The sequence below is a fragment of the Cyanobacteria bacterium GSL.Bin1 genome (genome assembly GCA_009909085.1).
Lineage (GTDB): Bacteria > Cyanobacteriota > Cyanobacteriia > Cyanobacteriales > Rubidibacteraceae > Halothece.
In genome coordinates, this window is record JAAANX010000076.1 from 1 (window position 1) to 17,721 (window position 17,721).

19 protein-coding genes are annotated in these 17,721 nt (G+C 44.2%); 6 read left to right on the top strand and 13 right to left on the bottom strand.

The genetic code is table 11. The features are described 5' to 3' along the window. Positions 1 to 340: 340 nt before the first annotated feature. From GVY04_09375 to fabG, 3 genes are all read right to left on the bottom strand, one after another. Positions 341 to 2,137 carry a metallophosphoesterase gene (locus GVY04_09375; GenBank protein ID NBD16335.1) on the bottom strand — a complete coding sequence of 599 codons (1,797 nt, stop codon included), beginning with the start codon at positions 2,135 to 2,137 and terminating at the stop codon, positions 341 to 343. Between the two features lie 186 nt (positions 2,138 to 2,323). After that, positions 2,324 to 4,027 carry a 2-succinyl-5-enolpyruvyl-6-hydroxy-3-cyclohexene-1-carboxylic-acid synthase gene (menD, locus tag GVY04_09380; protein NBD16336.1) on the bottom strand — a complete coding sequence of 568 codons (1,704 nt, stop codon included), beginning with the start codon at positions 4,025 to 4,027 and terminating at the stop codon, positions 2,324 to 2,326. A gap of 53 nt (positions 4,028 to 4,080) precedes the next feature. Beyond that, positions 4,081 to 4,830 carry a 3-oxoacyl-[acyl-carrier-protein] reductase gene (gene fabG, locus GVY04_09385; protein NBD16337.1) on the bottom strand — a complete coding sequence of 250 codons (750 nt, stop codon included), beginning with the start codon at positions 4,828 to 4,830 and terminating at the stop codon, positions 4,081 to 4,083. Between the two features lie 181 nt (positions 4,831 to 5,011). Between fabG and murA the strand changes: the two genes are divergently transcribed. Together murA and GVY04_09395 are read left to right on the top strand one after the other, a co-directional pair. Then, the gene (gene murA / locus GVY04_09390; protein ID NBD16338.1) at positions 5,012 to 6,352 is read left to right on the top strand and encodes a UDP-N-acetylglucosamine 1-carboxyvinyltransferase; all 1,341 of its coding nucleotides are present in this window, start codon (positions 5,012 to 5,014) and stop codon (positions 6,350 to 6,352) included. 144 nt (positions 6,353 to 6,496) lie between these two features. Next, positions 6,497 to 7,000 (top strand): hypothetical protein, encoded by a 504-nt coding sequence (locus GVY04_09395; GenBank protein NBD16339.1) that lies wholly within the window; start codon positions 6,497 to 6,499, stop codon positions 6,998 to 7,000. Here the strand turns inward: GVY04_09395 and GVY04_09400 are convergent. The 4 genes from GVY04_09400 to GVY04_09415 are packed head-to-tail and all read right to left on the bottom strand — an operon-like array spanning position 6,991 to position 10,042. Further along, complete coding sequence (locus tag GVY04_09400) at positions 6,991 to 8,394, bottom strand: AtzE family amidohydrolase (protein ID NBD16340.1); 1,404 nt, start codon at positions 8,392 to 8,394, stop codon at positions 6,991 to 6,993. The genes GVY04_09395 and GVY04_09400 overlap by 10 nt on opposite strands. A gap of 51 nt (positions 8,395 to 8,445) precedes the next feature. After that, a complete protein-coding gene (locus tag GVY04_09405) occupies positions 8,446 to 9,336 on the bottom strand; it encodes a flagellar motor protein (GenBank protein ID NBD16341.1) in 891 nt (296 codons plus the stop codon). Further along, a complete protein-coding gene (locus GVY04_09410; protein NBD16342.1) occupies positions 9,336 to 9,482 on the bottom strand; it encodes a hypothetical protein in 147 nt (48 codons plus the stop codon). Before GVY04_09410 ends, GVY04_09405 begins: the two co-directional genes overlap by 1 nt. Beyond that, positions 9,482 to 10,042, bottom strand: coding sequence for a glyoxalase-like domain protein (locus GVY04_09415; protein NBD16343.1), 561 nt, complete (start codon positions 10,040 to 10,042; stop codon positions 9,482 to 9,484). The genes GVY04_09410 and GVY04_09415 overlap by 1 nt, the downstream gene beginning before the upstream one ends. Positions 10,043 to 10,210: 168 nt before the next feature. On the opposite strand from GVY04_09415, the gene GVY04_09420 reads away from it, so the two are divergent. The 3 genes from GVY04_09420 (at position 10,211) to GVY04_09430 (ending at position 12,595) form a co-directional block, all read left to right on the top strand. After that, a complete protein-coding gene (locus tag GVY04_09420; GenBank protein ID NBD16344.1) occupies positions 10,211 to 10,825 on the top strand; it encodes a sigma-70 family RNA polymerase sigma factor in 615 nt (204 codons plus the stop codon). A gap of 358 nt (positions 10,826 to 11,183) precedes the next feature. Then, on the top strand, positions 11,184 to 12,233 hold the full coding sequence (locus GVY04_09425; GenBank protein NBD16345.1) for a hypothetical protein: 1,050 nt from the start codon (positions 11,184 to 11,186) through the stop codon (positions 12,231 to 12,233). A 101-nt stretch (positions 12,234 to 12,334) separates the two neighbouring features. Beyond that, the gene (locus GVY04_09430; GenBank protein ID NBD16346.1) at positions 12,335 to 12,595 is read left to right on the top strand and encodes a YggT family protein; all 261 of its coding nucleotides are present in this window, start codon (positions 12,335 to 12,337) and stop codon (positions 12,593 to 12,595) included. Here the strand turns inward: GVY04_09430 and GVY04_09435 are convergent, their stop codons facing one another. After that, entirely contained in the window at positions 12,596 to 13,036 is a 441-nt protein-coding gene (locus GVY04_09435) for a hypothetical protein (protein ID NBD16347.1), read from the bottom strand. A 297-nt stretch (positions 13,037 to 13,333) separates the two neighbouring features. Between GVY04_09435 and GVY04_09440 the strand changes: the two genes are divergently transcribed. Further along, positions 13,334 to 13,753, top strand: coding sequence for a DUF4278 domain-containing protein (locus GVY04_09440; GenBank protein ID NBD16348.1), 420 nt, complete (start codon positions 13,334 to 13,336; stop codon positions 13,751 to 13,753). 28 nt (positions 13,754 to 13,781) lie between these two features. Here GVY04_09440 and GVY04_09445 read toward each other — a convergent pair whose 3' ends face one another. The 5 genes from GVY04_09445 to GVY04_09465 form a co-directional block, all read right to left on the bottom strand. Further along, positions 13,782 to 13,934: a hypothetical protein gene (locus GVY04_09445; protein ID NBD16349.1), complete on the bottom strand. Its 153-nt coding sequence runs from the start codon at positions 13,932 to 13,934 to the stop codon at positions 13,782 to 13,784. Positions 13,935 to 13,999: 65 nt separating this feature from the next. Next, positions 14,000 to 14,686 (bottom strand): aspartate/glutamate racemase family protein, encoded by a 687-nt coding sequence (locus GVY04_09450; protein ID NBD16350.1) that lies wholly within the window; start codon positions 14,684 to 14,686, stop codon positions 14,000 to 14,002. After that, complete coding sequence (locus GVY04_09455) at positions 14,683 to 15,507, bottom strand: ABC transporter permease subunit (GenBank protein NBD16351.1); 825 nt, start codon at positions 15,505 to 15,507, stop codon at positions 14,683 to 14,685. Before GVY04_09455 ends, GVY04_09450 begins: the two co-directional genes overlap by 4 nt. 2 nt (positions 15,508 to 15,509) lie before the next feature. Then, entirely contained in the window at positions 15,510 to 16,367 is an 858-nt protein-coding gene (locus tag GVY04_09460; protein NBD16352.1) for an ABC transporter permease subunit, read from the bottom strand. Between the two features lie 26 nt (positions 16,368 to 16,393). Continuing rightward, positions 16,394 to 17,692 carry an extracellular solute-binding protein gene (locus GVY04_09465; protein NBD16353.1) on the bottom strand — a complete coding sequence of 433 codons (1,299 nt, stop codon included), beginning with the start codon at positions 17,690 to 17,692 and terminating at the stop codon, positions 16,394 to 16,396. Positions 17,693 to 17,721: the final 29 nt, after the last annotated feature.

Here is a 17,721-nt window from a genome sequence, read left to right on the forward strand (position 1 = left end):
GCACTCGTCAAAAAGCGAAACGAGCTAGCATGGATGTGGCGTATTTGTTGCAAGTTCTTAACGCTTCGATTCCTTTATACTCTAACCTATTTGAGACCTAAATTTTCTTGCGCTTACCCTGTTGCTACAACGCTTAGACTAGAAGTGATTTTTTTGAATTTCCCTGGCTTAGCCATTAGCTTTAAACATCCGATAAATGACAATAAACTCGTTGCTTGCAAGATTAAGATTATTTTATTAATTCTACCGAACTAAGTGGGCTAGATCAATGCGTAACATCCCCATTCAAGAAACACTTAAATATGTGTGAAAGTTAGGGCAGTTTTTTGATAATAAACTGTTATGTACCATTTTCCTTTAACAAAAATTCATCAAATTTTACGACCTGAGAATTGGGTTGACGAGTATCAAAATAGTAGCTGCTGACCGTTTGAGTCTCAGTGTCTAAAATACTAAACGCTGTAATGTCATTGCTCACAAGATAAGGTAATCTCTGACCATCATCGCTCAAAGGAGCAAGGGTTGGTACAACCGGTTTTAAGCCATTGGGATCTCCAGTCAGTGCATATTGCTCTTGATATTCTTCAGGAACATTGCGTTGTTGATCCTCCCAATGCGCCCCATAGGTATTCCCCACATTCGATGATTCTAAATAATGGGTTTTTCCAGCTTGGAAACGATTCCACAGGTGAGAATGACCAAAATAGACTAAATCGACACCCGCTGATTCCAGTAAAGGAACAACATCGCGAATTAAATAATCTTGATTGGGGGGATATTGGTAGCGAATGGCTTGAATTTTTCCTGAGGCATCTTGTTGGATAATTTGCTCGGGATCGGTATAAGGCGGAACCACGTTTCCTCCCAAAGAATGGGGGGGATGGTGAAGCATGACAATCTTATATTTAGCCTGTTGGAACGGTTGGCTTTGGACTTCTTGTTCCAACCATTGATATTGGGGAGTTCCTTTGGCAATGGGTTCAAAAATGATTTGTCCGTATCCCCAAGCTTCAGGATCGTTTAAGTTAGCTTCCGCTTCGTGATACTTCCCGTTGGCATTGGCATCGAGAGACGGTTTCCGCCACATATTAGTTGCGTAGAGAACGACCAGGCGAATGTCACCAAAGGTCGTGGCGTAGTATTTTTCTTCTCCCGGGATGCTTTGAGGAAGCGTGAAGATTTCTTGGTAGGTATCCGTATTGTAAGAATTCGCTTTAATCCAGTCTGTCTTAACCTTGGGGTCTTGCCGAGAATTGATTGTTTGGGCGTTTTGTTGGTAGAGTTGTTCGGCAACGGCTTTCGGAAACGCATCATTAAATTGCTGGTTAAGGCTGGCTGATCCCGAAAAACGTCCCATCACTTCATGATTGCCGATCGCGGGATATAAAGGGACATGTTGAATGAGTTCGCCGCCGGTATAAGTGGTTTCAGTCTCGTTTTTTTCCAATTGATAGTTGGCATTCCCCTGTAAACAAGGAAAAAAAGCACCGCCGCGGCTGTCATCAAACCATTCCGAGGCGCGATCGGGAACATTAACCAGATCCCCGGCGACCAATACCGCATCGATTTTGGGAATCGTTTCCGCAACTTTCTGTAAATTAGCAGCTGTCATCGGCTTTTGCTGATGGTCAGACGTGAGTAAAATCTTAAGCGGTTTTCCTGGCGGTGGTGCGGGAGATAAGCTAAACTGACGGCTTCTCAGCGTTTGACCGTCTTCTTTCTTGCTGGTTATGTAGTAAGGAAACCGTTCCTCAGCAGAGAGATGAGTCGCTTGTGCTTCATGACGCCAGATTTCTCGAAAGAGGGGTTCTTGGGAAACTTCGCTGCTGAAATGAGGGACATGGGACTCTTGATCCTCGCGAACGCGGGTGAGTTTTCGCGTCGTTGCTGTGACTTTTTGTTCTAGGGAATTGCCATAGGTTAAAGTATGTTCCACTCCTGGAAATTCTGTAAACCAAATCACCCGTACAGAATCGGCAGTCGGAAGTTGCAGAAAGGGGTCACTCAAGAGACCAGAATTGGGAGAACGATTAGGAGTAGACATATCTTGGGGGTCGCGATCGCTAACCAGGAAAATAGTAGCACTCACAACGGCAATGAGAAGGAATAGTGGAAGGAAATAGAAACGCGCCAACATAAGAGAGCAAAGTGTTGGTCTTTGATGAAATTACTTTAGGAAAATTCTAGCTAATCAAAAATTAAGACTTGGGTTTTGGCTCATCGATTATATTTTTAACTAAGTGGTTATATAGTCGATATATTATTGCTTAAACACCATATTTCGTCTTGGATTCAACGGAGTGATTGTAGACGGAAGGGGGACTTAATCATTGATGTTCCGCCATTGTTGGCTTTGCTTGCGGTTCGTGTGCAGTTCTAAGACTCGTATGCCTATTTTGGGTAAAGGGTCTAATAATATGCTTAATTCTTGCCAGTTGCTAATGAGTTTATGTTCAATCTCGTAAGTTGCACAGAGCTTTGAAAAGTCAATATTTTGAGGTGTGGCAAAATAGTCTTCAAATACATCGGGAAATTCGGCAATCGGGAGCATCTCAAAAATCCCACCCCCATTATTGTTGACTAAAACAATGGTGAGATGACCTTGGAAGTGGTGACGAGATAAAAAACCATTACTATCATGCAGCAGCGCTAAATCCCCAGTTAAACAAACCGCACTTTTGTGGTTGTGAGCAATGCCTAAGGCAGTGGAAAGGGTGCCATCAATCCCATTCGCCCCTCGATTAAATAAGGGATAAATTTGACGTTGATTCGGTTGCCAGAACCACTCGACATCCCGAACTGGTAGACTATTCGCAATCAATAACGGTGTATTTTTAGGAAGAGTTTGGGATAGGAACCAGGCAATCTTCGGTTCAATCAGTTCTTCCGTCTGATTAAACTGATGATCGATTCGCGATCGCGTTGTGTTTTCTAAGGATAACCACTGTTTTTGGTAAGCGGATAAAGCAGGTAAAGCAGTGGGAAGCGGACCAAGATTATAAATTGTCGTGTGTAGGGGAATTGTTTTCTGATGCAGCGGATCGAGGTTTTCTCCTCGGTCGTTAATCAGCCAAGATTGGGGAGAAATTTGGTCTAACCAACTGCGAAGGGTTTTGCTGGTGGGAAAAGCACCAATTTGGATGACCATTTCTGGTGTGAGATGAGCAGCAGTCTCTGAATTGCGCAAAATGAAATCATAAGTCGAAATCAGATTCGGAACCAAATGAGCATAATTTCTAACCGGAGAAAGTCCTTCGGCTAAGACAACCCAGCCCAAACCATTGGCTAAATGCGCGATCGCGCGACAATACGCTTCTGGATCTAACGGTTGCTCCACCCCAGCGATAATAATCCCCCGCTCACAGTTTTGCCAAGTTGACCACGGTAAAGGCTGTTGCAGACTAGGTTTTAGGGGAGGAACTAAATGAGAAAAAAACGCCTCAAAGTCTGAAGCCGTTACTGCGAGGGGATCCTGTTCCGTTGGGGCAAGGGGATCGCAAAACGGACAATTGAGATGAACCGCACCAGGAAGGGGAAAGCGCGATCGCGCCACCGCCTGCACCAGGGTTTGTCGCAAATACCGTAAGGCTGCGATCTCGGCACTGGGCAATGCCAATTCTGCCTGCCAACTGGGATAATTGCCATACAGTCGCTGTTGGTCAATGGTTTGTCCACTATGACAATGACGCAACGCTGGCGGACGATCTGCGGTGAGAACAAGCAACGGCACTCCACTTTCCCTCGCTTCAATCACAGCGGGATAAAAGTTTGCCCCTGCTGTGCCAGAGGTACAAACTAAAGCAGTGGGCATCCCGGTTATTTTGCCTCGACCCAAAGCAAAAAATGCGGCGGAACGTTCATCCAAGATCGGAATTGCTTCAATGGCAGGATGTTTAGCAAATGCCACTGTAAGAGGGCTAGAGCGAGACCCCGGACAAACCACTGCTGTGGTAACGCCTAAGCAAGAGAGCGTTTCCACTAACACTGAACTCCAGAGTGTATTCACATTACGAAAATCCAAATTCATTAGTCATTGGTCATTGGTCATTAGTCATTAGTCATTGGTCACTGGTCACTGCTTTAACTCATGACCATCCCACCATCCACATTAAACACTTGCCCAGTAATATAAGCCGCTGCCGGATCGCTGGCAAGAAAACGCACCATGCCTGCTACTTCTTCCGGTTGACCATAACGTCCGAGGGGAATGTACTTTAAAATCCCTTCTGCATCTAATTCGCTGGTCATTTCCGTGGCAATGAAACCCGGTGCAACGGCATTAACGGTCACATTACGGGAGGCTAGTTCTTTAGCCACAGTTTTCGTAAACCCAATTACCCCAGCTTTCGCGGCACTGTAATTGGCTTGTCCAGGATTTCCCATTTGTCCAGCAACCGAGGCAATATTAATAATTCTTCCCTGACGCTGTTTGAGCATAATCTTACTGACCGCTTGCGTACAGAGAAAAACGCCTGTCAGGTTCAAATCGATAACCGCTTGCCAGTCTTCTGGCTTCATCCGCAATAACAAGGTATCGCGAGTAATTCCGGCATTATTTACTAAAACATCAATTGATCCGTATTGGTTACGGGTTTCTTTAATTAAGTTTTGCACTTGTTCAGCAGCGCTGACATCCCCCTGGACGGCAATGGCTTCGCCCCCTTGATCCGTAATCGCTTTCACCACTTCCTTGGCTGCTGCCTCAGAACGGGCATAGTTGACGACGAGCTTTGCCCCTGCTTCTGCTAACGCGATCGCGATCGCGCGACCAATTCCACGAGAAGCCCCAGTTACAATCGCTACTTTCTCCGATAAATGCTGTGATGACATCAGTTGCTAATTAATCTTTATCTTAAATCCAATGAGCAACCTCTAGCGTCCTAGAAATCGCGACAAAAATCAATAGAAAAAGTGTGATTAGTTACTTGATGCACCCCGGAATCCGATACAATCAAAACAACTTTTTCAGTTCTAATTTGTCTTGTGGTGTGTTTTTTTGGAGGATAGACCCATTAATTTACCAACTGATACCCAACCCCCTTCCGTCCTCAAGATTTGGGGCGAAAGCCAATTAAAAGGGCATGTCACCATTAGCGGGGCGAAAAATTCGGCTTTAGCGATTATGGCAGGAACCCTCTTGTGTCCTGGTGAATGCCGTTTGCGTAATATCCCGTCTCTTGTTGATATTAATCACATGGGAGATGTTTTATCGAGTTTGGGACTCAAGCTGAATCGCGACGGCGATACACTTGATATTAACGCTCAAGACGTCACGACTTCTAAGCCTCCCTATGAATTGGTTTCACGTTTACGGGCCAGTTTTTTTGTCATTGGTCCCTTATTAACTCGTTTAGGCGTGGCGCGAGTGCCTTTACCCGGCGGTTGCGCGATCGGGGCACGTCCCGTGGATCTCCATGTCCGAGGCTTAGAAGCCATGGGGGCAAAAGTCCGTATTGAACATGGCATTGTTTATGCCGATATTCCGGGCCGTCAAAATCGCCTCCAAGGTGCAGAGATTTATCTCGATTATCCCAGTGTCGGTGCCACGGAAACCATCTTAATGGCTGCTACGCTTGCGGAAGGGGAAACCCGCATTGAAAATGCGGCTCGCGAACCGGAAGTGGTTGATTTAGCCAACTTCTGTATTGCGATGGGAGCGAAAATTCAAGGGGCAGGAACCAATACCATTACGATCTCTGGGGTTAAATCTCTGCATAGTGTGGATTATCCGATTATTCCAGATCGAATTGAAGCGGGCACTTTTTTGGTCGCTGGGGCCATTACCCATTGTGAAATTTCGTTATCACCGGTAATTCCCGAACATTTAACCCCGGTCATCGCTAAATTACGAGCGATGGGGGTACAAATTCTTAACGATGCACCAAACTGCTTACGTTTGGTTCCTGGTCCGCTTCACGGGACGGATATTGAAACTCTCCCTTATCCGGGTTTCCCCACTGATATGCAAGCGCAACTTATGGCACTGCTTGCCCTTAGCGAAGGAGATAGCGTGATTACAGAAACCGTATTTGAAAATCGTCTCCGTCATGTTGCTGAATTTAAACGTATGGGAGCAGATATTCGCCTAAAAGGTCAGCAAGCAATTATTCGGGGGGTTTCCATGTTGACCGGTGCCCCAGTTTTTGCCACTGACTTACGAGCTTCTGCTGCATTAGTGGTTGCCGGATTAGCAGCTAAGGGGATAACGACCATTCAAGGGCTACATCATCTTGATCGGGGTTATGATAATCTTGAAGAAAAGTTAAGTAGACTCGGGGCAAAATTACAACGGGTCAGCATTGAGGAAACCGATCTTCGTGCAGAAGACTTGCTTGAAGCAGAGAAAGGCTAAGTAGTACAAGAAAATGGGGAAGTTAAGGCAAGCTTCAAGTTCCAACTTCTCCTTTGTCTTGGTTTCCCCTCAGCTTGGGATTAGGCATAATAGAGGTAAGATGCCTTTTTTCCTTTTGCTAGACTAGTTTCCCCCTGCTAAACGATGACAGTAACAGAAAGCCACACTCAGCAAATGTATCGTCAAGAGGAAGTTCAAGAAATCTTGCAACTCGCGATCGCGCAACAGTCGAATCAAGGAGAATTCACTCGCGATCAACTCTTTGAAATGGCGACCGAGTTAGATATTCCTCTGACAACCATCCAAGCTGCCGAAAAAGCCTGGTTAGACCAGCAACTTGAAGCGCAAAAACGTAAAGCCTTTGATAACTATCGTTGGCATCAAATTAAGCAAAAAATAGGCAAATATCTCATTGTGAATGCCTTTCTCGTTACGCTTGATCTCCTCAAAGACAGCACCCTGAATTGGTCACTGTTTATCCTCTTAATTTGGGGACTCTTTCTTTCTCTAGAAGTTTGGAAAGCCTATCACCTCGAAGGAGAAGAATATGACCGCGCTTTTGAAAGCTGGAAGCGCAAATATGAACTGCGACGTTCGGCGAAAATGCTTTGGCAAACCTTCAAGGAAAAATTAGCGAGTCATTCTTGAATCATTCCTGATTGATGATTAATAATCCCCTCTCGTTCTAAAACACTTGCCAGTCGCAATAACAAAGCTTCATTATAAGGAGACGCAATCAGTTGCACTCCCAGGGGAAGCGTGCCAGGGGAATAAATAGGAACTGATAAAACCGGTAGCCCCACAAACGAAATCGGTTGCGTAAAGCGTCCGAGATGCGGACGAACTTTTACCGTTTCTCCAGCAATTTCAATTGTTTTTTGCCCTAATTTCGGTGCCACACAAGGCGTCGTTGGCGCGAGAATAATATCAAACTGTTGAAACACTTCTCGCAGGCGATCACGATACCAGCTGCGAAATCGTTGCGCCTGATGATACCATTGACTGGGAATTAAAGCTCCTGCTAAAAAGCGATCGCGCGTTGCCGGATCAAAGTCTTGGGGACGTGACTTTAAGGCAGCTAGATGTTGAGACGCGCCTTCAGTTGCGGTAATAATATAGGCGGCTGCTTTCGCCCGTTCCGATTCCGGTAGCGTCACGCGCTTAGCAGTTCCCAATCCTCTTGCCAGTTCCTCTACGGCTGCTAGGGCTTCGGGTTGTGCCCCTGTTGCAAAATATCCATCTGCCACCGCAACCCGCACATCGCGAATTCCCAAATTTAGCTGCGGTAAACAAGGCTCTGGGGGATGCTTCGTCAACACCGGATCCTCGATATCTTCTCCTTGCAGTAAATCCATGACCGTTGCCAAATCCCGCACGGATCGCGCAAAAATCCCCAGGTGGTCGAGACTATCACTGAGTAAAACCGTTCCTGCCCGCGACAGTCGTCCGTAGGTTGGTTTCAGCCCATATACCCCACATAAAGCCGCGGGAACCCGCACCGAACCATTGGTATCGGAACCGAGGGCAAGGGGAAGTAATCCTGCTGCCACTGCGGCTGCTGAAGCCCCAGAGGAACCGCCGGTAATCCGAGAGGAATCATGAGGATTCGGGGTTGCCCCATAATGGCTGTTTTCGGTAACAAAGCCGTAGGCATATTCATCCATATTCAATGCCCCGACTAAAACCGCCCCCGCTTGCTTTAAGCGCGCGATCGCGGTGGCATCTTTAGTCGCCGGCGGCTGTTCGGCGTTAATCTTTGCCCCTGCTAACGTGGTCAGCCCAGCAATATTAAATAAATTCTTGACCCCAAATGGGACTCCTGTCAAAATCCCTAACGGACTCCCTTGCTCGATATGACGATCAATCGAGTGGGCTTGCTTTTGCGCTGCCTGTTCAGTAATCGTTGTAAAACAATTCCGCGCGGGATTTTCCGCTTCAATGCGAGCGAGGATTGCTGTAATAACTTCTGTTGCCGTGCAGTGGCGATGACGAATTGCCTGCGCGATCGCAACGGCATCAAGGGTTTTCCAATCGGCATCCATAGGGAAACACCCCAACTGCTTCACTTGCATGACTATACCATCATTTCTCCGTTAGCGGTTATTATTCCCAATTTGCTCCTCCCAAGCTGTCGATTGCAGTAATCGCATTTCAATGCGACGACGACGTTCATCTTCACGGGTTTCCGGGGAAGTATCAAGGGTGTGGTTTGGTTTTAACATTTGACCGGCTGAATAAGGGAGAAAATATTCAATTTGAGTTAATCGTCCTTCCCGTTGCGCTTGTTTGAAATAGCGAATAATGGCCAGGGCTCGCATCATCCCTAAATCAAGGTTGCTACCGGGGACTAAACTCGGCGTTTCTTGTTGATTAAAAGCACTAATGAGTTCTTCATCTAAATTAGATTGCCCACTATTAACCGGTAAACTATCCGTATGTCCAATGACTTCAATGGCATCACAATTACACTGTCGGCTTTGACGCTCTAAGACAGGAATAATCCGGTTATCTAATGCCCGTTGAAAAGCGGGAGAGATTGCTGCTGATCCCACTGCGAAGCGATAACTTTGATTCTGTTCCGAGAGAATAATAATCGGTGGACTTTCCGGTGTTTTAGCTAGCGCTTCTCGTGCTTTTACCAACTGTTCTTGCAACTCGGACACTTCTTCTGCTGTTGCTTCGGCTGCAGCCAATTTGGCTTCTAAGTCTTCAACTTTTTCCGCTTCTTCTTGCAACGATTCTACTTTTTCTTCCAAAGCAGACACTTCTGCTGCTGTGTCTCTAGCCGCAGCGAGTTGTCGTTGTAAACGAGGCACTTGATTGGCTGTCGCTTGCGCTTGTGCTAATTTTTTTTCTAATTCTGGAACTTGACTCGCCACACGCTCCGTTTGCAGTAAATCTAACCGTAATAAAACAAAAAAGATCACAAAAATAAAGGCGAGAAAAGAAAAAATTTCAGAATATTTCAGAAATTTAGGATTCATTACGCAAGTCTGATGAAGGGGAGAAAGGATGACCAGCTTCTAAGAAGGAGAGGGGGAGACAAAGAGAATTTTTTATTGCCTAATGACCAATGACCAATGACCAATGACCAATGACCAATGACTAATGACCAATGACCAATCACCACTAATTCGACACTTCTGCCATTTCAATCACCCGTTCGTCTAAATCCTTCACTAAAAAATTCAACGGTTTCGTCCGACGCACTTTAAATTTTAATCGTCTGGCTTGAACCTGCAGTAAAATTTGTTCCAAACAATCGTGATCAAAACAGACATGACGCTGACGGTCTTTATGACCATAACTAGCCCCGGCAATAATGTGTAATTGGGTATTCTTTTTCAATTGATACCATAGTCCTTCCGTACCGTTATAACTGGGATTTGTTGAAATCCCCGGATTCGCTGACATATAGAGCGGATCCATCGCCGTAGCCCCCAGAGACTGTTCATAGTTGTAATAATAGTGAAGCGGTACTTCGGCAATGGCTAAGTTTAAAACGCCCTCATAAAACTGGCGCGCTACTTCTAAATCCGTCACCATAACCGTGTGCACCTTAGGCGCACTGGTGAGAAACATCCACATTGCCCCAGCATAAGCGACCAAAAGCATGACCATAATGCCCTGTGTGGAAAAAACAGTGTCGAGACCCGGTAAAAATGCAGCAAAACCGGTAAAATTAACCATCGTTTCAGAAAGCATAAGCAAATCATTAAATATTACGATAAAAATTCAGCGACAAACCCCGTTGGATGCGGTAAAGTGCAATTAATTGCTAGAACCAACCCTTAGGTTTCAATCCAGCTCAAGGCTAGCTTATCTTATTTTATCTTTATTATTGGGTGACGAAACGCCGTGCAGATACCTCGTTTTCCAGAAGCTCATCATCCTTTAGTGCAACCGTTATTTCATCATAGCGATTTAGAATTATTAACGCTGCTGCAACAACACCCGGAACAGGGCAAGCATTTTACAGCTATTTTTTGTCGCTATAGTCCTTTGATTTACACGATTATGCGTCATAGTGCGCGATCGCGCGTTCAATCCGATTATCTGTTTGCGCTGATTTGGCGACATTTATATTACGAAATGCAAGCATTAAACCCAACTGAGTTAGAAGCAATCGGCGATAACTCTTTACAGAGTTGGCTGATTAAAATGTCAGGGTTAGCGTTACACGAAGTGGAAATTCCAGCAGTGGAAAGCATTAACTATAAGCTAGAAGCTGCTCCTCCCCCATTTTGGTGTTATCTTGAAATTGCCCTCAATCAATTACCTCCAATTGTGCGTCTAATCGTCTTGATGGCACAAACCTTCCATTGGAGCGAAGCACAGATTGCAGACTATTTACAAGAAATTGATCAACCGTTAACTTTAGAAGAAGTAAAACGCAAACTCGAAGAAGGATATCAACTCTTAGAAACCGCTTTACCCGATGATATTCGCATGATTTATTTGCATAACAAGTAGGAAAAAGGATTGGGAAATCTTGAAACCCAAATCTGTTCTGTCACCAGCCAACCACTCATAACTTTGTCTTTAAAAGAAGTAATTACGTTGATCATGTAGTTGTTTTCCACAACTTATAACCTTGACGAACTAATATCGTTTCAGAGGTGAGTCCCCAGCGTCATCTAACCCATTTATTTTGTTACCACTTCAGGTTAGCTCGGCGGTTTATTTAAACAGAAGGAAGGGAAGAAACCCGAGTTGCTGAAGTAAAATTAATGATGAATCAATTATTCTAGAAGATAGCTATGGGTTATCTTCTCATCTATTAATCCCAAACAACGTTAAGATAAATCTTATAGATATCTGACCCAAAACCATGAGCGAAGCTGATACTCCTAAACCTTCTCCTTCTTCGGGTAACGAATATGATTCCATTGAGGAACTCATTACGTTTGAAGATGACACAGACGAGAGTGATTCCCTTGATGAAGTGATTGCTGCATTGGAAAATTCCACCTCTACTTCAGAAACAAACGATCGTGATTCTTGTCTAGATGATCGACGATTTAGCCAAGAACCCATCCCAGCAACGGCAGACACGGCCTTATCCCATCAACAACTTCAGGAACAAAACCACCAACTTTTACTCCGCACTGCTGAACTTAAAAGCGCCTTGGCAAATGCCCAAGCTGAATTAGAAGACCAACAATTGCGGCTGCGTGAAGCAGAAGACTTAAATGCCCAGCAAAATGATGAAATCAATGCTGCATCGGAACAAAATTTGAGTCTGTCTCAAGAGTTAAAAAATTATCGTCTTCAAGAAGAACAACACGTCGAAAAAATTACTCAACTCACGCACCAGTTAAAAATCTCTCAGCAACGGGTTGCCCAACTCGAAAGAGAATGTGCGCTAATTCAAAAGCAATTTCAAGAACAGTCTTACAAACTGTGTCAAGCTGAAAAATATTCCCGAGAATTATCGTTCCGCCTACAGCAACAGCGTCGTCATACTTGGCAATTTAAGTCTGCTCTCAATAAATGCTTGGAAACAACGGCTGAAAAAGAGGATTATGAACTGATCCCGAATCCAACTGTTTCTTCCCAACCCATCCCTGCTTGGTCGAGTCAGCATAATAGTGATGATGGATCTCAAGATAAATCGGTTGACTTAGCAATTTCTTTTGAGGAAAAAGCAGAGGCTCAACCGGAGAGTGCCAATTTCTCAGCTGCAGAAGAGAACATTGCTTCTGGTGAAACCCCATCAGACGCTTTAACCGCCAATATTTCAGAACCTGAGGTTCAACCAAGCCTAACTGCTGTTGCTCAAAAAACCCGCTCTCGTTATTCTCCTGCCCCTTTACTGATGTCGAGTCGTAAAAAGCGCCAATCTTATTCAGCAGTAGAATTACCCAAGTTTATTCGCTAGCTAGTTTCTGCCATAAGGGCAGTGCGAAGAACACGGGCAATCGGTTAAACTAACCGCAATGGCAACTTGCTGAATTCATTTAGAAATACCCATTAATACTTATGAGTGCAACTGAACTACTAACAAATAGTCTGGCTAATTTTCTCAATATTTATCTCCTTCTGATTTTTGTGCGGATTCTCTTAAGCTGGTTTCAAACAGCGGGCTGGGCACAACAGGCTATGTCATTCCTCAGCCCGGTCACTGATCCATATCTAAATATTTTCCGCTCTTTTATTCCCCCATTGGGTGGAATTGACTTATCTCCTATTTTGGCAATTTTTAGCTTACAAATTATTTCTAGCTTGTTAACCAGTGTTTAATTAAAACCGAACTCTCGGGCTGACACTGCTAGAAAAGCCAGAGGCTTTAAATTGCTCAAGCTGTAATGGCGTTGGTTGATTGGCCGGTACACTAATTCTGAGGCTAAACTCACTAACGCCAGGGGGAACTTCTGTGATTGAACCGACACGGGTGCGGTTTTGTAGGACAGGGTTGCCATTGGCATCATAAATGCGCCCAAAAACGTCTGCATCATAAATCGTTTTTCCCGAGGGGTTTTTTGCGGTTCCCGTAATGAGAAAACAGCTTGCTGTGTTAGAACTACCGCTGAGTAATCCCCCTTCATACTCTTCGGGACAGTCCTGATAGGAAAGATTAGAAAGTTTAATTTGTGTCATTGCCTCGGCATGAGGAGAAATGAATAATCCTGCTAGCCAAAAGAGAATAGACAGTGCAATTAAGGTTAGTTTTTGACATCTCATAAGTGATCAAGCTTTATGGATCGATAATTCTGTTGTTAGCTTATCGTATTCGGCTTGATCGCAGACCTTCCTTAAGGTAAGAATGGACAAAAAAGTCTTCAATAACTCATGAAGATCATTATAGATTGTAACTTTATATACAGAAATAAAAACTATAATAATATTTGGAGTGGATTAATAGCGAATCAAGCGAGGCATTGAGCAAGAAGTTTGCCAATGGCGTTGACATAAAAGCTGAAAAGACACTGCACCTGACTCAATCCTCATATCTGATCATTCGTTGCTAAGGAGAAAATCATGAGATTAACTTATCGTGGTATTAACTACGAATCGGAAACTATGCCCTTTGAAGCCACTGAGGGAGAGGTAGGCGGAAAATATAGAGGACAACCTTGGCGTTATCATTATCCGCACCATATTCCAGAACTACCACCAAAACTGTGGTTGCAGTATCGAGGAGTACGCCATAGCAAGCGTCCGGTGGTTCAGTCTTCTCAGCGACTAGAGAAGTTAATTCCAGCGGTGACCCCTCATTCCGAGTTCCCTAGTCCTCCGCACTTTACAACTCAGAAAGAAGAAACGGAAGCGGAACAAGCGCATCTAGAAAGCATCCGTCGTCACTTAGAACGTCGGATCTCAGTTGCAAAAGCAAAAGGCAATGAGCAACTGGTGTCAATGTTAGAGCAAGAATATCAAGACTTGGCGATTAACCGCTAGTTCGTGTTGAATGAAACTCAGTTTGAAGTTATTTTTCGATCTGAAAGGTAAGTTCATCAGCAGAAAAAGAAGTGGGAATGAGGCTGTAAATCGGTTCGGCTTGCCCTGGTAAGACCCGTTCCTTGAGTAATGAGTGATTCATGATTAGCGCGATCGCGCACCTGGCTTCCACCTGATTCACCACTTCAGCTTGTGGATTCAGCCTTAAACCCCTATTTTCATTTTTCTCTGTACTGAGAGAAAAAATTATTGTCGTGGAAAAGCTAAATCGCCAACTTTACTGGTTTTTAACCTAAGGGCAATTAATCCTTCGATTATTTTTACGGCTGCACTCACGCCGTCAATTACAGGAACTCCCAATTCTGCTGAGAGTTGCTGGGCTAAATCCGCCATTCCCGCACACCCTAAAACGATCGCGCCACAACCATCTTCTTGGATCGCCGTTTGGCATTCTTGGCGAATCATGGTTTGCGCGGGCGAGTCTTTAATTTCTAACTCTAAGACGGGGAGATCAATGGCGCGAATGTTGCGACAGTGGCGTTCCATCCCATAGTTCATCACTAGATGTTCAGCGATGATTTTAGTGCGAGAAAGCGTGGTCACAATGGAAAAACCCGTGGCGAGAAAACTAGCGGTATGCATCGCTGCTTCTGCAATCCCTAAAACGGGTGCAGTGGTCAATTCTCGGGCTGCCCTTAAACCGGGATCACCAAAACAGGCAATGATATAACCATCCATCTCAGGATCGCCGATTTCTGCGAGGAGATGGGGCAGCGCGATCGCTTCATCATAATGACATTCTAAAGCAGCCGGTCCCGAAGTCGGGTTACAGGCAATAATTTCAGTTTCAGAACTTGCCACACTACTAGCAACTATCCCGATTTTTTCTGTCATGCTGGCAGTGGTATTGGGATTAATAATTTTGATTTTCAAGGACTTTCCTTGGTTTGTTTTTTAGAAAAGGTCATAAAGATGATAATTGCGCTGATAATTAGAGCAAAGGAAAATAAAGTCGTAACCGTTCCTAAGCCATAAATGGCTGGCGAAGTGACATTGGTGGTCATGCCAAAAATTTCGAGAGGGAGAGTGTTATCTTCCCCTGCAATCAACGCGGTGCGGGTAAACTCATCATAAGAGAGGGTAAAACTAATCATTCCCACCCCAATTAAGGTGGGTGCAATTAACGGGAAAACCACTCGCCAAAACGTTTGCACTTCTCCTGCGCCTAAATCCTTCGCTGCTTCTTCATAGGAAGGATTAAAGCGATTAAACACCCCAATCATAATTAAAAACGCAAACGGTAACGTCCAAGTGAGATGACCGGCTAATGCGGAACTATACCAAGTAATATCCCAACCCATGACTTCAAATAAGAGGGCAATGCCAATAGAAACCAGGATACTAGGAACAATCAAACTGGCAATGGTGAGATAAAAAATGGGGGTTGATCCCTTAAACGGTTGTCGGAACGCTAATCCTCCCGAAACGCCGACAACTAGCGAGATTGCCATGACCATAAATCCTAACAGCAGCGATCGCTGAAAAGGTTCCCCAAAACTGCCAATGGCTTGTTCTTGAAAGACCTGCTGCAGCCAATAGAAACTAAATCCCCGCATGGGAAAAGTGAGTGACCCTTCTGGTCCCTGCAACGATAAGGTAATAATCGTCAACAAAGGACCATAGAGAAACAAAATAAATAAGCCTAAAAAAACAGCTAAAACGTAAAAAGATAATGGTCGTTTTTTCAATTTCATGACTATAATTGCTGGCGAATATTAACGGTTCTAATAATGGCAAAGACAAACAGCAAAGTAATCATTAATAAAATGACAGCATTTGCCGAAGCGAGAGGGTATTGCAAACTACCAATTTGATTACTAATCATGTAACCCACCGAAGAAGATTGACCGCCTCCCATCCAGCGCACAGTCAGAAACTCTCCCATCACTAAAGTCACAACAAAAATCGAGCCAATAGCAATACCAGAAGCCGATAAAGGAAAGATCACCTCTTTCAGAATTTGAAAACGAGAAGCACCTAAATCCAAGGCAGCGGTAATTAAATTCCGATCAATTCGCATCAAACTATTAAAAATGGGAATTACCATGAATAGCGTATAAAGATGCACCAGTGCTAAGACAACCGCGAAATCAGAAAAGAGTAAATTTTCTAAAGGATCATTAATTAAGCCAATCGACAACAGAAAATTATTGACTAAGCCATTTCTGCCTAATAACGGAACCCACGAAATCATGCGGATAATGTTAGAGGTAAAGAAGGGAATCGTACAAATGACAAAAAGGATCACTTGCAATCGTAAACTTTCCACATGAAAGGCTAAAAAGTAGGCAACAGGGTAAGCTAGAAGAAAGGCAAAGAACCAAACTAAAACCACAAATTTAATCGTATTAAGATAGGTATCTAAATAAACCTTATTCGTCAAAATCGTTTGATAATTCTCAAAACTAAAAGCAGGACTCATGGTGTAGCCATTAAATTGCCAAAAACTCACCACAACAATGAGCGCAAGTGGAATGACTAAAAATCCCAAAAAGATGAGCGTTTGTGGAGTGGCTAATAAATAAGGCTTAAGAAAATTCCAAGTTTTATACATCCGTTTTTCCTGAGTTCATGACCCATTTAGGCAGCAATAAATTCATTCCATTTCTGCACCAAATAAGGCTGTTCATCCATGACCGAATTCCAGCACACAACATTGCCCATCCGTTCCTCAAATGACCCGCCATCGCGGACATCTCCTTGTTGAGCAATGGTTTTACCAAAGGGATCAACAATTTCTTGCGGGGCTGGCTGTCCTTCGTACCAGTACGCCCATTCGTGATCTTCCATATATTTTTTCGCATTCTCTGGCGTTGCACTGTAGTAGCCCTGTCGTCCCAAAAATGCGCCTAGCCAGCCTTCTGCCATCCAGTTCAAATATTCATAAGCCGCATCTAATTGAATGCCAGAAAGGTTGCGAGAGATGCCAACGCCACCGCCCCAACCGCGATAGCCTTCTGCTAAGGGACCATACTGACATTGCACCCCTCGCCCTTGTACTGCGGTTACCGCCGGCGACCACATCGACTGTAAAACCACTTCTCCCGAAGCCATTAAGTTCACCGACTCATCAAACGTTTTCCAAAACGCTCGAAATTGTCCTTGTCGTTTCTGATCAATTAAGATTTTGGTCACTTGATCCAGTTCTTCTCGGGTCATATTCCCTTTATCGCCAAAGGTCATCATTCCCGCTGCTTCTGTGACCATTGCGGCATCCATAATACCGATGGAAGGAATATCTAAAAGAGCCGTTTTTCCTTTAAATGTTTCGTCAAATAGTTGTGCCCAAGAGGTGACTTCTGTTCCCACTAAATCCGGTCGCCAGCCTAACGTATCTGCATTGTATTGAAAGGGCATTAACGTTGCCCAATCCGTGGGAGAATCGGCAAATTCTGTGGAGTCGAAACCTTTGAGGAACATCACCTTACGAGGGGCAGTTCCTTGGGAGGTATTAACGGGAGCATTTTCATAGAGTTTTCCCGTGGTAAAGATGGGAACAACCTTATCAAAATCTTTGATCTTTTTAACATCAATGGGTTGTAAATTTCCTGAGGGAACCACTAACGGTAAACTAAAATATTCCCCATCAAAAATATCCCATTGCTTGGGCTGAGTAATCGCTTTTTTATTATTCTCATCGGTACCCAGGGGAGTCATTTCAATGGTAAAGCCTAAGTCTTCTTCGGCTTTTTGTTTGATTTCATTAACTTGAGCCACGCCAGTCCCGATAAACCGTAGCGTTACATCTTTAATTTTATTAGCATTAAACTCAGGACTTTTCGGTTCATTGGAAGTGGTGGTACCACAACCTTTAGCTGCCAAAAAAGCTCCGGTTGCGAGTCCACCTTGAATCAATTTACGACGAGTAATTTTAACCATGTTAAACTCCTTATTTTGTAACTCTGTAA

Excerpts from the sequence above, each read along its gene's own strand:
- GVY04_09465 (NBD16353.1), bottom strand. The coding sequence starts at position 17,692 with ATGGTTAAAATTACTCGTCGTAAATTGATTCAAGGTGGACTCGCAACC.
- GVY04_09455 (NBD16351.1), bottom strand. The coding sequence starts at position 15,507 with ATGAAATTGAAAAAACGACCATTATCTTTTTACGTTTTAGCTGTTTTT.
- GVY04_09435 (NBD16347.1), bottom strand. The coding sequence starts at position 13,036 with ATGAGATGTCAAAAACTAACCTTAATTGCACTGTCTATTCTCTTTTGG.
- GVY04_09400 (NBD16340.1), bottom strand. The coding sequence starts at position 8,394 with ATGGATGCCGATTGGAAAACCCTTGATGCCGTTGCGATCGCGCAGGCA.
- GVY04_09405 (NBD16341.1), bottom strand. The coding sequence starts at position 9,336 with ATGAATCCTAAATTTCTGAAATATTCTGAAATTTTTTCTTTTCTCGCC.
- GVY04_09415 (NBD16343.1), bottom strand. The coding sequence starts at position 10,042 with ATGGTTAATTTTACCGGTTTTGCTGCATTTTTACCGGGTCTCGACACT.
- menD (NBD16336.1), bottom strand. The coding sequence starts at position 4,027 with ATGAATTTGGATTTTCGTAATGTGAATACACTCTGGAGTTCAGTGTTA.
- GVY04_09425 (NBD16345.1), top strand. The coding sequence starts at position 11,184 with ATGAGCGAAGCTGATACTCCTAAACCTTCTCCTTCTTCGGGTAACGAA.
- GVY04_09395 (NBD16339.1), top strand. The coding sequence starts at position 6,497 with ATGACAGTAACAGAAAGCCACACTCAGCAAATGTATCGTCAAGAGGAA.
- GVY04_09440 (NBD16348.1), top strand. The coding sequence starts at position 13,334 with ATGAGATTAACTTATCGTGGTATTAACTACGAATCGGAAACTATGCCC.
- GVY04_09430 (NBD16346.1), top strand. The coding sequence starts at position 12,335 with ATGAGTGCAACTGAACTACTAACAAATAGTCTGGCTAATTTTCTCAAT.
- fabG (NBD16337.1), bottom strand. The coding sequence starts at position 4,830 with ATGTCATCACAGCATTTATCGGAGAAAGTAGCGATTGTAACTGGGGCT.
- GVY04_09460 (NBD16352.1), bottom strand. The coding sequence starts at position 16,367 with ATGTATAAAACTTGGAATTTTCTTAAGCCTTATTTATTAGCCACTCCA.
- GVY04_09375 (NBD16335.1), bottom strand. The coding sequence starts at position 2,137 with ATGTTGGCGCGTTTCTATTTCCTTCCACTATTCCTTCTCATTGCCGTT.